At 41.4% G+C, this 13,790-nt stretch carries 11 protein-coding genes; 7 read left to right on the forward strand and 4 right to left on the reverse strand.

Annotation, left to right across the window (positions count from 1 at the left end):
• Nucleotides 1-44 precede the first annotated feature (44 nt).
• Genes MSC25_RS16955 through MSC25_RS16965 form a run of 3 tightly spaced genes read right to left on the reverse strand, consistent with a single transcriptional unit; the run spans nucleotide 45 to nucleotide 2,571 of the window.
• The gene (locus MSC25_RS16955; protein ID WP_248444008.1) at nucleotides 45-443 is read right to left on the reverse strand and encodes a DoxX-like family protein; all 399 of its coding nucleotides are present in this window, start codon (nucleotides 441-443) and stop codon (nucleotides 45-47) included.
• Nucleotides 430-1,452 carry a M48 family metallopeptidase gene (locus MSC25_RS16960; RefSeq protein WP_248444009.1) on the reverse strand — a complete coding sequence of 341 codons (1,023 nt, stop codon included), beginning with the start codon at nucleotides 1,450-1,452 and terminating at the stop codon, nucleotides 430-432. Before MSC25_RS16960 ends, MSC25_RS16955 begins: the two co-directional genes overlap by 14 nt.
• Before the next feature lie 9 nt (nucleotides 1,453-1,461).
• Nucleotides 1,462-2,571, reverse strand: coding sequence for a YjgN family protein (locus MSC25_RS16965; RefSeq protein ID WP_248444010.1), 1,110 nt, complete (start codon nucleotides 2,569-2,571; stop codon nucleotides 1,462-1,464).
• 162 nt (nucleotides 2,572-2,733) lie between these two features.
• On the opposite strand from MSC25_RS16965, the gene MSC25_RS16970 reads away from it, so the two are divergent.
• From MSC25_RS16970 to msrB, 7 genes are all read left to right on the forward strand, one after another.
• The gene (locus MSC25_RS16970) at nucleotides 2,734-3,465 is read left to right on the forward strand and encodes an RNA methyltransferase (protein ID WP_248444011.1); all 732 of its coding nucleotides are present in this window, start codon (nucleotides 2,734-2,736) and stop codon (nucleotides 3,463-3,465) included.
• Nucleotides 3,466-3,532: 67 nt separating this feature from the next.
• Nucleotides 3,533-6,928 (forward strand): AAA family ATPase, encoded by a 3,396-nt coding sequence (locus tag MSC25_RS16975; RefSeq protein ID WP_248444012.1) that lies wholly within the window; start codon nucleotides 3,533-3,535, stop codon nucleotides 6,926-6,928.
• Between the two features lie 72 nt (nucleotides 6,929-7,000).
• Complete coding sequence (gene zipA / locus MSC25_RS16980) at nucleotides 7,001-7,756, forward strand: cell division protein ZipA (RefSeq protein ID WP_248444013.1); 756 nt, start codon at nucleotides 7,001-7,003, stop codon at nucleotides 7,754-7,756.
• Between the two features lie 72 nt (nucleotides 7,757-7,828).
• Nucleotides 7,829-9,847 carry an NAD-dependent DNA ligase LigA gene (ligA, locus tag MSC25_RS16985; protein ID WP_248444014.1) on the forward strand — a complete coding sequence of 673 codons (2,019 nt, stop codon included), beginning with the start codon at nucleotides 7,829-7,831 and terminating at the stop codon, nucleotides 9,845-9,847.
• A gap of 9 nt (nucleotides 9,848-9,856) precedes the next feature.
• The gene (locus tag MSC25_RS16990) at nucleotides 9,857-10,363 is read left to right on the forward strand and encodes a DUF2919 domain-containing protein (protein WP_004588866.1); all 507 of its coding nucleotides are present in this window, start codon (nucleotides 9,857-9,859) and stop codon (nucleotides 10,361-10,363) included.
• Nucleotides 10,364-10,374: 11 nt separating this feature from the next.
• On the forward strand, nucleotides 10,375-10,815 hold the full coding sequence (locus MSC25_RS16995; RefSeq protein WP_248444015.1) for a hypothetical protein: 441 nt from the start codon (nucleotides 10,375-10,377) through the stop codon (nucleotides 10,813-10,815).
• 294 nt (nucleotides 10,816-11,109) lie between these two features.
• Nucleotides 11,110-11,550 (forward strand): peptide-methionine (R)-S-oxide reductase MsrB, encoded by a 441-nt coding sequence (gene msrB, locus MSC25_RS17000; protein WP_248444016.1) that lies wholly within the window; start codon nucleotides 11,110-11,112, stop codon nucleotides 11,548-11,550.
• A 62-nt stretch (nucleotides 11,551-11,612) separates the two neighbouring features.
• Here the strand turns inward: msrB and MSC25_RS17005 are convergent, their stop codons facing one another.
• Entirely contained in the window at nucleotides 11,613-13,253 is a 1,641-nt protein-coding gene (locus tag MSC25_RS17005) for a response regulator (RefSeq protein ID WP_248444017.1), read from the reverse strand.
• Nucleotides 13,254-13,790: the final 537 nt, after the last annotated feature.

Below are 13,790 nucleotides of genomic sequence, written 5' to 3' on the forward strand. Positions count from 1 at the left end.
TTAAGCACTACAAAAAAGGTATGCGCAGGCATACCTTTTTTATTTTAGAGGTGTCGATTATTTTGCAGCTTAATTTCTTTTAACCAAATAAAACTTAACCCAATCAGCGGCAGGTTAGTGGTTACTGGGTTAAATGCTTCAATGAGTAATGGTGGCTGCATTACTACAACCGCGAACAAAAGCCCTACAAGCGCTAAAATATTTAAAATAACGATGTGCTTATTTTTATAAAACACTAATAAGCATAACCCAAATATAATTTCGCCAATACCCGCCGAACGTGTAATTAAGTAAGACACTTCTGCTGAAAAACCCGCACTACCAGTCATTAGTTTTTCAAGCGGGGCAATATGATAAAGCTTTGGAAAAAAGCCGTGGTATACCCAACTCAGCCCCACAATATAGCGAGCAATTTGTATATAACCGGGGTTATTTCCTCGCATTGTCTATTCGCTCTTGTGCGCTTGGGTGGCTAGATAAATATTCGAGCAAATTATTTACCTTTTCAAGGTGTTCGTTTTCGCTGGTATGCGCGCCTTGTAATGCTTCAATGGCATCGGCAAAGTCGTTGCTTGAATACCCTAAGTTTTCAAGTTGAATGAGTGCATAGCTATCTGCCTCGCGCTCCATATCACGAGAAAACCCTTGCTGTGCAAAAGATGCCCCCGTACCTAGTACCACTTCTGCTATGCCTTCTAAATCACCAAATATAACTGCAAGTACAATGGTACTGGCTGCCGATTGCGCAGTCATGCGTACGCTATGCTGGTGGACTACGTGGCCAATTTCGTGAAGTAATACGGCTTTTAATGCGTTGGGCTTATCGGCTAATAAATTTGCTAACTCATCGGTTACGACAATACGTCCATGGGGCATTGCAAACGCATTCGCTCCAAAGGCCTCTGATTTATAAAACGATAACCTATAAACCGATGGCTCAAGCGAGAGCGCATTAAGCATGGTATTAAAATGTTGTTGTACTTTAGTTTGTTGCTCATTAGGCAGCTCACTGTCATCAAGCGCGAGCTTTTCAATTAGGGTAAAGCTTTGTTCACCCATTTGCTCTACTACACTGCGCGGCAGGGTATCAACACTGTAAACAGCAATAGCGGGCACAACTTTATAAAGCATTAGCCACATAAAAAGCGGTGTAAAAATAACGGCCGCGATAATAGCCCATTTACTTTTTTCAAGGCGCTCTAGTAGGTCATGCTTATTTGCTTTAAAAGGCCAGCGATAATTTACATCAGTAGGGATAAAGCGGCTGCCATCATTAAAATTTAGTTCATCAGCAAGCCCAGCTAGGCCAGAGGTGAGTGTTATATCGCTTATTGCATGGCTTGAAATAAGCTGGTCATCGTAGCTAATCTCAACACAGGTGTCGCGAATGTTAGCGACACCTTGCTGGTAATTGCTTGATGCCTTGGGGAAGTAATGTCCCTGTACGTGCATAATAAGCTCTTAGGTTAGCGATAGGTCAATATCAAATACATTGGCTGCTTCTTCAGCAAACGATGACTGCTCTTGCTGCGCGGTATCCACTAAATTTAGCGCACTTGGGTAAATATTAACGGTTGTAACCTCGGCAAGCATTCTCGATGTACGCACTTTGGTCCACGGGTAGGCAAGCCCTAAAGAAAACACAATGGCCAGCATATTGGTTAATAGTAATATGGCAAAAGGAATAGGCTTAAGCTCTGATTTAAATGATGCTACGTCTTCAAATTGACTGTTATCAAAAATATGGTTACGAATAGCCGCAGCCCACACAGCGGTTACTATCGCAATCATAAATACGTAAGCAATCATTAATCCACCAAACATAATGCCCATTTTGGCTGGATCTTGTGCAGCTTGTTGGTTTTCTACATTCATTAAATCAAGCCCAAATAAGCCTAATACAGCCATAAATATCACCATAGTGATAGAGCTCACCACAAAGCAAATAAGGGCGGTTAAGTAGTAGGTTTCACCTTTAAGGTTTACGGTTAATGGCGTGTCACCGTAGCTAATATTGCTATGTATGTACGTGTCGATACGTTTTAAAACATACGGCATTAATAAATAAAGGGTAAAAATACTGGCAATAGGTAAAAGAATAAAGTTAATGAAGGCTTCGCCGTAATCGCCTTTAAATTCAAAGCGTATATTACGATGACGGGTCATACGCATATTAAAGCGCAGGCCTTGGTTAATAATCCACGGCATTAAAAAGATAAAAGCAATCGCAAATAATAAGCCTACAAGAGGAAAAAAGCTGCTACCAAAGGAGTAAATTAAAAATACAATAACCGCTAAAATACGGCCTTTTAAAATTTGCATCGGGGTGGCTAAGTAGTCAAAGCTGTGTCCGTCAATGCGGGTGTGGCCATAAAAATATCGCATTGTGCGTACTTTTGCCCAAGCCGAGTAAATACCTAAAGTAAGTACGCTCAGTAAAATATTGACTATCCAAATACCAAAAAACTCACCGCCTTTACCGCTAAACTGTACTTTACCGCTAAAAATAGGGGCAGCAGGTTCATTTACTGCAGGGGTGGTTTCTGGGGGAGTAGGGTGTATTGATTCCATTAAAATTATATCCATGTTGTTTTTTTGTTAATTTACCTAAATTTGGTGCAAAGCTCAATCTTTAAAAGCCTTACAGCCTACAATGGCGCTGCTTTTAATATATGTGGTGCTGCACTTTAAATCATCTCTGGTATACTAGGGCGATAATTTTATGGGGCTGTTATGATTTCAAAAAACCAACTCAAGCTTATTCGCCAACTTGGCCAAAAAAAGTACCGAAAGCAATATAATCAATACCTTGTACAAGGTGAAAAAAACGTACTTGAGTTGTTAAACAGCCCATTAAAGGCGGTTGATATATTTGCAACACAGGCGTTTATAAACACTCACCAAAACCAGTTTCCACATGTAGATTTTACGCCAGCAGAAGAAGAGTCGCTGACTAAAGCCAGTACCTTAGTGAGTAATAACGCGGCCATTGCAGTGGTTGATATGCCAAAGGCTGATTTACCTAATAATACCGGCTTAATATTGGCGCTTGATGGAGTTTCTGATCCGGGCAATTTAGGCACTATTATCAGAGTTGCTGATTGGTATGGCATTAAACATATAGTAACAAGTACCGACAGCGCCGATGCTTACAACCCTAAAACAATTAGCGCTACCATGGGTTCGTTTGTCAGAGTATCGGTAAGCCAAGTAGAGCTACCTGAATACTTACAAACATTAAATATGCCTATTTATGGGGCATTTTTAGATGGGCAAAGCGTACATACAACGGACCTTAGCGCAAAGGGTGTATTGCTTATGGGCAGTGAGTCGCATGGCATACGCGAGCAGTGTGCAAAATTAGTAAGCGACAAAATAACCATACCGGCTTTTGGTGAGGCAGAGTCACTTAATGTAGCAATGGCCACAGGTATTATTTTAGATAACTTTAAACGCCAAGCTTAACTTTTTAACTGTTTATGAGTTAAATTGTTTGTAAGTAATAACAATAATAATCGGTAATAACAATAAGATGCGCTTAAGCACTATTAAATTAGCGGGCTTTAAATCGTTTGTAGAGCCCACTAAAATTCCATTTCCTGATCAAATGACGTGTGTTGTTGGGCCTAACGGCTGCGGCAAATCAAACGTAATTGACGCTGTGCGATGGGTGCTTGGTGAAAGCTCAGCTAAAAACTTACGTGGCGATGCCATGACCGATGTTATTTTTAATGGCTCAACTAATCGTAAACCTATCTCGCAAGCCTCAGTAGAGCTTATTTTTGATAATACCCAAGGTGATTTACCTAATACATTTGCCCACAGAAACCAAATAGCGATTAAGCGTTTAGTAACACGCGATGGCCAATCGCTGTACTTTTTAAATGGGAGCAAATGTCGTAAGCGCGATATTACCGATATATTTTTAGGCACCGGGCTTGGCCCGCGTAGTTACGCAATTATAGAGCAAGGGATGATCTCGCGTTTAATCGAGAGCAAACCTCAAGAGCTGCGCGTATTTTTAGAAGAAGCCGCGGGCGTGTCTAAATACAAAGAACGCCGCCGCGAAACGCAAACCCGAATTAAAAGTACCCGCGAAAACCTTGAGCGTTTACTTGATGTGCGCAAAGAGTTACAAGCGCAACTAGATAAACTGGCTGTGCAGTCGGTTGATGCGAAAAAATACCGAGATTTAAAAGCGCAAGAGCGTACCTTAAAAGGCCAAGTGGCTGTATTAAAATGGCAAAAGCTGCATCAACAACAGCTTGAAAAAAGTGAGCAAATTAAAAAGCTTAATGAGCAAATCGCCTTTTTTAAAACGGCCCACTCAGGCCACGACGATGTGCTTGCAAGCCTAGAGGCTCAAGTAAATGCAGAGCAAGATGCGCTTAACGATGCGCAGCATCAGCAACACGTTACCCACACAGAGTTGACCCGCGCCGAACAACAACACATTAATATTAAACAGCAAACGCAAACACTTAAACAAAGTGTGGCTAAGCTTGAGCAGAGAAAGCTGCAAAGTGAAGCGCTAAAAACACAGCAGCAAAATGTGTGTGAGCAGTTAGCAGTGAGCCACCAAGAGATAAGCGAGTACAGTTTAGAGTGCAGCGAACAAGTTGAAGAGCTTACCCTTACACTTGCAGATTTAGCTGATGAAAAAAATAAGCACACAGCCGTGTGGCAAAGCCTTAATCAACAACAGCACGCGCTTAATAATAAAGTACAGGCGCAGCAAAGTAGTGTTAAGCAAACAGAGCAAGCCTTAACCCATGTAAACACACAGCTAAGCCAACTAAATAGCCAAATTGACGATATTAAAAGTAGCCAATTAGAGCAGCAACTAGCCGAGCAACAAAAATACAAACAAACCCTTACTCAAGAGCTTGCCAGTAAGCAAACGGCGCAAACACACTGCACCGCAGCGCTTAAAGAGCAAACCGATTTAGTAAATGACGCTGAGCAACAGCATCAGCAAAGCTTACAGCACGTTAATGAGCTAAAAGCTCGCATTGCTGGGCTTAAAAGCAGTTTAGGGATTGAAGATGACAATAAGCAGCACACTTTATTTAATCAATTACAAGTAAAGCAAGGGTTTGAACATATAGTTGAACAGGCACTGCAAACGCTTGAGCACCTAAACGTAGCTGATGTGCAAAGCAACAATAGTGTGTGGCCGCATAAAAGTGAAATACCAGTCAATAGCGTTGCGGCGTTGATTACTGAGGGTGTTTATCCAGATTTACTGACCCGCATTGCGTACAGTGAAAACGCTGAACTCGCTGCGTTAAATGATACGTTTTATATTGCGGTTATGGATAAAAGCGGTGCTTTACATGCTCGAAACTGGCACCGTAGCGCAGACAAAAACGCCGAAAACTCACAACTTTTAAAACACACACAGTTAAAGCAAAAAACAGCGAGCTTAGTAGAGGCCGAAAATACCCTTGCAAGGGATTTTGAGAATCTTAATGCGCTAAAAACACAGCAGCAAAAGTTAAGTGATGAGTTAGCGGTACTTAAAAGCGCAATTCATCAATTAGCACAAAACATTGCCGTGGCCACTACGCGCAGCGACATGTTAAAAGAGCAAGTAGCACAATTTTTACAGCAACTAGAAAAGTACCAGCAACAAAAGCGTGCATTAACCACTGAGCAATCACAATTATTAAAAACGCGCGATGAGCACAACACTGCGCTTGAAGCGTTACATCAACAGCAACGTAATTTAGCTGACGAACTGGCAAGCGCCGACGCTGCTTGCACACGCAGTAATACTGCATACAGCCAAGCTGCAGCTACACTTGAGCAATATAAAACACAAGCGCATCAAGCCACGTTAAAAGAGCAAAAAGCACACAGTGAGTGGCAGCTTAGTCAAACAAAGCTTAATCATGCTGAGCAAGAACTCATGAGTGCGCAAGAAGAAGCGCAAGAGCTGCAATCGCAAATGGAAGCGTTGCTAATACCCGAGCAAGAGCTCACTGAGCAAATAGCACAGCTTTTAATAAAACATCAGCAGGGCGAAGCTAGCTTGGTCGCGTTACAAAAAAAGCTTAACGAGGCAAAGCAAACACTTATAAGTAAACAAGCCAGCCTTAAGCACTCTCAAGGTGAGCTGACAGGTTTGCAAGAACAACATCAAAAGCTAAGCATTGAAGAGCAAAGCCTAATTATAAAAGCGCAGGCAGCACTTGAGCCGCTTGAAGAATTAAAGCAAAGTTTAAAAAGTGTTTTAGATACACTACCTGATTCACTGAGTTTAAATGCAGCGCAAAATCAGATCAGTGGGCTTGTGCATCAATTAGATAAGCTAGGTCCAGTTAATTTAGCCGCAATAGATGAGTTTGAACAAGCTAAAGAGCGCAGTGATTATCTGAATAATCAACTTGAAGATTTAACCAAAGCGCTAAATACGCTTGAAGGGGCGATTCGTAAAATTGACAGCGAAACCAAAACACGCTTTAAAGCTACCTTCGATCAAGTGAACAACGACTTTGCCGAGCTATTTCCAAAAGTATTTGGCGGTGGTAGCGCGTATTTAGAATTAACCAGTGACGATTTACTCGAAAGTGGTGTTAGTATAATGGCACAGCCGCCAGGCAAGAAAAATTCGACAATTCACCTGTTAAGTGGTGGAGAAAAAGCGCTGAGCGCATTATCATTGGTGTTTTCTATATTCAGGCTCAATCCAGCTCCATTCTGTATGCTGGATGAAGTAGATGCGCCGCTTGATGATGCTAACGTGGTACGCTTTTGCCGTTTGGTTGAAGAAATGTCACAATCGGTGCAGTTTATTTATATTAGTCATAATAAAATTGCAATGGAAATGGCAGGGCGTTTAACTGGCGTTACTATGGCAGAGCCAGGCGTATCACGCATGGTAGCAGTAGATATAGAACAAGCAGTGCAACTTGCACACACATAACAGTTTATTTTAAGCGTATTAGTGTTAATTAATACACGGGTTTAGGCATAACAAATAATAAAAGGTGAGGGGATGGCCGAAGAACTAAGATTGGTTTTAATTGTGATCAGTGTACTTGTCATAGGTGGCTTATTAGTGCATGGTTTATGGTCAGTTAGAAAAAAAGACAGCCCAGAGGTAGCGCCTTCAGAGCGGGTTGAACCAATGCAAGATACACCTTCGCATACACCAGTTGAACCTAAAGGGCCGGTTGTTGCCCAGCTAGATGAGCCGCAATTTGGTGAGCTAAACTTTGATGCAAACGAGCCGCAAATAGATACTAGCGTGGCGCAAACACCCATTGAAGACGACCTGCAAGTAGTTCAAGAGCCAGAGCTAGAACCAGAGCCAGAGAGCGAAAAAGAAGCGCCAGCAGATGTGTCTGACTTTGTTATTGTGCATATTCAAATGCCTGAAGGACTAAGCATGCAAGGCAGTAAGTTATTGCCTGCAGTAAATACCTTAGGATTTAAATATTCAGAAGAAGGCTTTTTTAATCGCCACATAGACCCTGCAGGGCAAGGTCCAGTGTTATTTAGATTAGTAAATATGTATAACCCAGGTACGTTTGATATTGATAATATGGAACAGTTTAGCACCGCAGGGGTTAGCTTATTTATGACTTTACCTTGTGAAGGCGACGGGCTAGCTGCCTTTAATATGTTACATAGCGCAGCTAAGAAAATTGCCGATGAATTTGGTGCACAAATTTTAGATGCCGAGCGTGAAGAAATGACCGTTGAGCGCGTTCGCCAATATGTTGAGCAGGTTCGTGCATTTTCTGCGTAATTTATACGCACACATTATTTTTATTAAGCCACTTACCTAAAAGTGGCTTTTTTTATGTTTTTTGAGGTTTAAATGTCTAGCAGCATTAGTGAGCAAATTAATCATCTTCGTAGTACGTTAGAGCAACACAACTACAATTATTATGTCCTTGATACACCCAGTATTCCTGATGCAGAATACGATAGACTATTGCGCGAGTTAAGCGCCCTTGAAAGAGAAAACCCAGAATTTTTAACGCCTGACTCACCCACTCAAAAGGTCGGAGGCGCTGCGCTGAGTAAATTTGAACAAGTTGCTCACCAAGTGCCTATGTTATCGCTTGATAACGCCTTTAGTGAAGAAGAATTTAGCGCCTTTAACCGCCGTATTAAAGAGCGTTTAATGAGCCAAGATGAGCTTACTTTTTGTTGTGAGCCTAAGTTAGATGGCTTGGCTGTGTCGATTATTTACCGTGACGGCGTGCTTGTGCAGGCCGCAACTCGTGGCGATGGTTTTACTGGCGAGAATATTACACAAAATGTAAAAACAATCCGTAACGTGCCCCTTAAGCTGCGTGGCGATTACCCCGCAGAGCTTGAAGTACGTGGCGAAGTATTTATGGATAGCGCTGGGTTCGAAAAACTAAACAGCGAAGCCGAAAAACGTGGCGAAAAAGTATTTGTAAATCCTCGAAATGCAGCCGCAGGTAGCCTACGCCAGCTTGATTCAAAAATCACCGCTAAGCGCCCACTAATGTTTTATGCGTATAGCACAGGGCTGGTGGCCGATGGCACAATCCCTGAGGATCACTACCAACAATTGGCAAAATTAACCGATTGGGGTTTACCGCTGTGCCCAGAAACAAAGTTAGTTGAAGGTACGCAAGCGGCTTTAGATTACTACAGTGATATTTTAACGCGCAGAAGCGAGCTTAAATATGAAATTGATGGCGTAGTAATTAAAATAAACCAAAAAGCCTTACAAGAGCGTTTAGGGTTTGTTGCACGTGCACCGCGCTGGGCAATTGCTTATAAGTTTCCTGCGCAAGAAGAAATAACCCAGTTACTTGATGTAGAATTTCAGGTTGGTCGCACAGGCGCAATAACGCCGGTAGCGCGTTTAGAGCCTGTATTTGTAGGCGGTGTTACGGTATCAAACGCAACGCTGCACAATGGCGATGAAATAGCCCGCTTAGGCGTAAAGGTAGGCGATACAGTAATTATACGCCGCGCCGGCGATGTTATTCCGCAAATTACACAAGTAGTACTTGAGCGCCGCCCAGATGATGCACGCGACATTGTATTTCCTGCCAGTTGCCCCATTTGTGACTCACACGTTGAAAAAGTAGAAGGCGAGGCCGTGGCTCGTTGTACCGGAGGCTTAGTGTGCCAAGCTCAGCGTAAACAAGCGATTAAGCATTTTGCATCACGCAAAGCGCTTGATATAGATGGCTTAGGCGACAAAATAGTTGATCAACTGGTTGATAGAGAGCTGGTAAAAACCCCCGCAGATTTATTTATATTAAAACAAGGTCACTTTGAGTCACTTGAGCGTATGGGTCCTAAGTCGGCTAAAAACTTAGTGGATGCGCTTGAAGTTGCAAAAACAACGACGCTTGCAAAGTTTTTATACTCGCTGGGTATTCGTGAGGTTGGCGAGGCCACAGCGCAAAACTTAGCAAATCATTTTTTAACACTTGAAAAGGTAACCCAGGCAAGTATTGAAAGCCTTACACAAGTGAGTGATGTAGGGGTTATTGTAGCAACTCATGTTCGTGGCTTTTTTGATGAGCAACATAATGTAGATGTGGTTAATGCTTTAATTGAACAAGGCATTAATTGGCCAGCGCTAACGCCGCCTTCAGAGGATGAGCAACCCTTAGCTGGGCTAACCTATGTATTAACTGGCACTCTTAATACTTTAAACCGAAACGATGCTAAAGCACGCTTACAACAGTTAGGTGCAAAAGTAGCCGGTAGTGTGTCGGCTAAAACAGATGCATTGGTGGCGGGCGAAAAAGCCGGCTCTAAATTAACTAAAGCACAAGATTTAGGCATAGACATACTTAGCGAAGATGACTTAATTGCACTGTTTGATAAGTACAATGCTTAGGGTAATAAAATGAGCCGATATGGACCCGAGTACTGGGATAAATACGGAAGCTACCGTACGCCGATTGCATTTCATCTAAGTTTATTGGTGTTACTACGTGCGTATTTTATTTGGGTTATAGCGGCGCTGAGTCGTCGCCCTGAGCTTGATTTAATGTCGTTATTTTTTAAATCTAAAAACGATTTTTTTATCGCAATTTCGATTGGCGCTATTGCGATAGTGCCCACTTTTTTATTTTGCTTAAGACGACCGCGCGACTCTCATCAACAAAGTGCGCGTTTAGCGATGGTGTGGCGCTACATGCGCTGGCCGTTACTTGTGTGTGCAATAACCGACTTAAGCTGGTTAACAATACAAGCTGCACATAGTCATTACAGGTTTTCACTATTTTTAGCTGTGCAAATGGTGATTGTGTTTTGGGTAATGTGGTACTTGGCAAAGAGTCGTTATTTGCAGGTGTTTTTTAACGATTGGCCAGAGCCTACCGAAAAAGCAGATGATAAAAACGCTAAATAAAAGGGAGCTAAATGGATAACATTAATAAAAAAATTGCCATTGTAGTGCTTGGTATTGGCATTATTTTAGGCGCTTTGGTGTTGTTTACATCGTTAACTGATCATATTTGGTTTTGTGCCGTAATAGGGTTATGGTTATTTGTGTTTTGTTCGTGTTGTTACAGGCTGACACCCGCCTTTAAAAAGCGCAATACACTTGATAATTTTATTCAGCGCGATGCACAGCACTTAATGTTATTTAGCTTGGCAGGTTTTTTTGATAAAAAATTTGGCCCGCAATGGCTTGTTATTGGCAACATTGAACATATAGAAAGTAAGAACGATGAGCTTATTATTCATAGCAATAACGAGCGACAATTTAGTGTAAGTTTACCCGCACAAAAAAATGACATAGACGCCTACATGAAGCGCATACTTTCAGATCAAGAAAAGCAAACTATTCGCTTTAGTTAGGGGCTGTTGAACTTTGCGGATTAAAGTTTGTTTAAACTAGGGGCTATTTAATCGCGGCGCGAAGTTTGTAACCTAGTGGGCTAAGTAAAAGCTGAGCAACAAAGAGTAAATAACCCCTAGGAAGAACCCGTTGGGCAGCGCCTGTTTGGCATTAATGCTACGTTATCGCCCAATTATGGGGAATAACCACACTGCATAGGCTCTGCCTTGCCTAAATACCAAACAGACTGCTGCAAATTTAACCTTAAAAGATCAACAGACCCTAATCACTTATTAATACCGAAGGAGGCTATTATGCTTACTTGGAATGATGTTATAAATTTTGCCAATAATGGCAATCCTACGCCACGCGAAAAGGTTGTAAAAACAGACGTGCAATGGCAGGCAATGCTAAGTGATGAGCAATACTATGTGACACGTAAAAAGGGCACAGAACGCCCTCACAGCTCACAAAGTTGCACATTACTAGAACCGGGTAAATACGCGTGTGTATGCTGCGATAATTTACTTTTTGATGCCGATGAAAAGTTTGATAGCGGCACAGGCTGGCCATCATTCACGCAGCCTGCAACTGTCGATGCAATTGGTTATGTGAACGATTTAAGCCATGGTATGCAGCGCGTTGAAGTGGTGTGTAATGTGTGTGATGCACACTTAGGGCATATTTTTCCTGATGGGCCAGCACCGTCGGGTTTGCGCTATTGTGTAAATGCCGCTGCAATGAAAAAGCTTTAATTATATAGTATATAGTTAGCCTTCAATCTAGATAAAACAGCTATTTTAGCCGCTAGTTAGCGCTAGGGGGATTGTATATCGAGTTTCATTTCTTTTGCCATATGCAAAATTTTATCTAATCGCTGCGACTGATCTGACTGCAGTGTAGAATTACTCAAAAGGGCGTAACACTTTTTAGCAATAACCAAGTTAAAAGTGCCGCCTTTTTGTTTTGTCGAATCAAACAAACACTGTAATAAATTAAGAGCAATGCTTGGGTTACGCGGCATTACTCTAAATGCTTGCGTAAACGCCTCTAACGCCGTATTTAATTGCCCTCTATTAAACTGAGTTACTGCATGGTTGTTAAGCTCTTTAGGGCCCATTTTAATGTCGCGACGCTCACTTTGTTCCCTTTGAATGTAACGCAGGTAAGTTGCATCACTCATATTAGGATGGCGCTCACAGTGGCTAACTATTTGGCTAAATAATGTTTGTGCCTTTTGATGAAAACCCAGCTCGTGAAACGCTTTTGCTTTATCAAGCGCTCCATCTACAGAGCGTATTAACGTATCGTCGTCATCGAGTTGCTCTATCAAGCGCTTGGCCTTTTGGTGCTCGTCTTTTAAATAATGTAAACGGGCATTGAGTACATCAATTTGAGATTGATTTGCGTTGTTAGGAAACTGCTTTTTTAAATCATTTATGTATTTATTAGTTTGACGTGAAATACGTTGTATTTGGTCTGTTTGATCTGTGGTTAAAGCAAAGTCTATACCGGCACGGGCTGCATTGAGATAGATGTCGGGGCTGTCGTGAATAGAATGACGCGCATAGCTGGCTATGTCTTTTTGGGCTAAATAGCTTTTTTCATAATCGTGGTTTATTAACGAAACATTGCTTAACGATTTTTGTCTTTGGATATTACGTGGCGCAATATCGACTGCTTGACTTAAAAAGTCTTGCGCCAACTCAAATTTGTTTAGTTTTATTTCTAATCGGCCGAGTAAATCCAGTGCAACTAAACGTGTTTCATGACGTTCAAGCATGGCTTTTAACATACGCTGAGCAAGAATATGCTCATTATTAGCAATCAGTGCTTCTACTAAACCAACTTTGGCCCAGGCAAATTTTTGTATGTCTAGCACCGATGTAAAAAAGTCTTTAGCTTCTTCACTGCGGTTTAGCCTAAGCAATGCATCTCCTTTTAAGCGAAGGAGAATAGGGCTGTATATATTGTTTTTTTTATTTAAAGTGGCATCGATCACTTTTATTGCTTTAGAGTCGTTGCCATCATCTACTAAGGTATAAATGCTCTGTAGCTCATTTTTACGTTTTAGAATACGCTCAATCCGCGTTTTTAACTCTTGTACCGTAAATGGCTTTACCAAAAAGTCGTCGGGTTGAAGCTCTAAAACGCTATGCACTAGCGCACCACTGGTTTCTGAAGAAATAAAAATAAACGCGGTGGAGTTTTTTATCAGTTGCTTAACACGGAGTTCTTCGTAGAGTTGGTAGCCGTCTTGGTGTTTGCTTAAATTAAACGAACATACAATTAAATCAAATTGCTCAGCCAAACATTGCTCTTTTGCTGCAATTGCATGATCGGCAAAGTGCAACTGCCGAAAGCCAAGCCTTTCTAGCGACTGTTTCATATAGCTTTGAGCGAGGGGTTGCTCTTCCACTATCAGTATTTTGGCTTTGGCGTAGATCTTAGTTGGCATTGGCTTACATGTTGTTTGATTTATCACAGACTATAATCAACAGTTTAGCTGCTTACAAGGGAATTTAACTATTAGCCGAGGTTATTAGAAGATTAAGTTATTTTCATACGTTTAGATGGCTTCATATTATCTTAGCCTTAGCGATTTAAAATCAATGTTTAATTAATAGGTAAAAAGATGCTCTAAATGAGCGATTAACTATATGTTTGCTTATGGCGCAGTTTATAACCCATATAGAACTTTACATGTTACAGATTAATCGTTTTGAAAAAGACAAATTAAGAGTGATTTTTTTGGAAGTTTTTAACTTAGGTATTTTGAAGTGTTTATAGGTGGTGAGTGATTACTTGGCTTGATACCGGTGACACTCGCCATTATTTGTAAAGGACGGCGATGCTTTCTTTTTCTTATAACTGAGTTAATTACCCAAATAGGATTTTATAATAATTATTAAGAAGTGTTTATATGTGGTGGGTGATACTGGACTTGAACCAGTGACCCTCGCCTTGTAAGGGCGATGCTCTCCCAACTGAGCTA

It is taken from the genome of Pseudoalteromonas sp. 1CM17D (assembly GCF_023161805.1).
GTDB lineage: Bacteria > Pseudomonadota > Gammaproteobacteria > Enterobacterales > Alteromonadaceae > Pseudoalteromonas > Pseudoalteromonas atlantica.

Excerpts from the sequence above, each read along its gene's own strand:
- MSC25_RS16955 (WP_248444008.1), bottom strand. The coding sequence starts at position 443 with ATGCGAGGAAATAACCCCGGTTATATACAAATTGCTCGCTATATTGTG.
- MSC25_RS16960 (WP_248444009.1), bottom strand. The coding sequence starts at position 1,452 with ATGCACGTACAGGGACATTACTTCCCCAAGGCATCAAGCAATTACCAG.
- MSC25_RS16965 (WP_248444010.1), bottom strand. The coding sequence starts at position 2,571 with ATGGAATCAATACACCCTACTCCCCCAGAAACCACCCCTGCAGTAAAT.
- MSC25_RS16970 (WP_248444011.1), top strand. The coding sequence starts at position 2,734 with ATGATTTCAAAAAACCAACTCAAGCTTATTCGCCAACTTGGCCAAAAA.
- MSC25_RS16975 (WP_248444012.1), top strand. The coding sequence starts at position 3,533 with ATGCGCTTAAGCACTATTAAATTAGCGGGCTTTAAATCGTTTGTAGAG.
- zipA (WP_248444013.1), top strand. The coding sequence starts at position 7,001 with ATGGCCGAAGAACTAAGATTGGTTTTAATTGTGATCAGTGTACTTGTC.
- ligA (WP_248444014.1), top strand. The coding sequence starts at position 7,829 with ATGTCTAGCAGCATTAGTGAGCAAATTAATCATCTTCGTAGTACGTTA.
- MSC25_RS16990 (WP_004588866.1), top strand. The coding sequence starts at position 9,857 with ATGAGCCGATATGGACCCGAGTACTGGGATAAATACGGAAGCTACCGT.
- MSC25_RS16995 (WP_248444015.1), top strand. The coding sequence starts at position 10,375 with ATGGATAACATTAATAAAAAAATTGCCATTGTAGTGCTTGGTATTGGC.
- msrB (WP_248444016.1), top strand. The coding sequence starts at position 11,110 with ATGCTTACTTGGAATGATGTTATAAATTTTGCCAATAATGGCAATCCT.
- MSC25_RS17005 (WP_248444017.1), bottom strand. The coding sequence starts at position 13,253 with ATGCCAACTAAGATCTACGCCAAAGCCAAAATACTGATAGTGGAAGAG.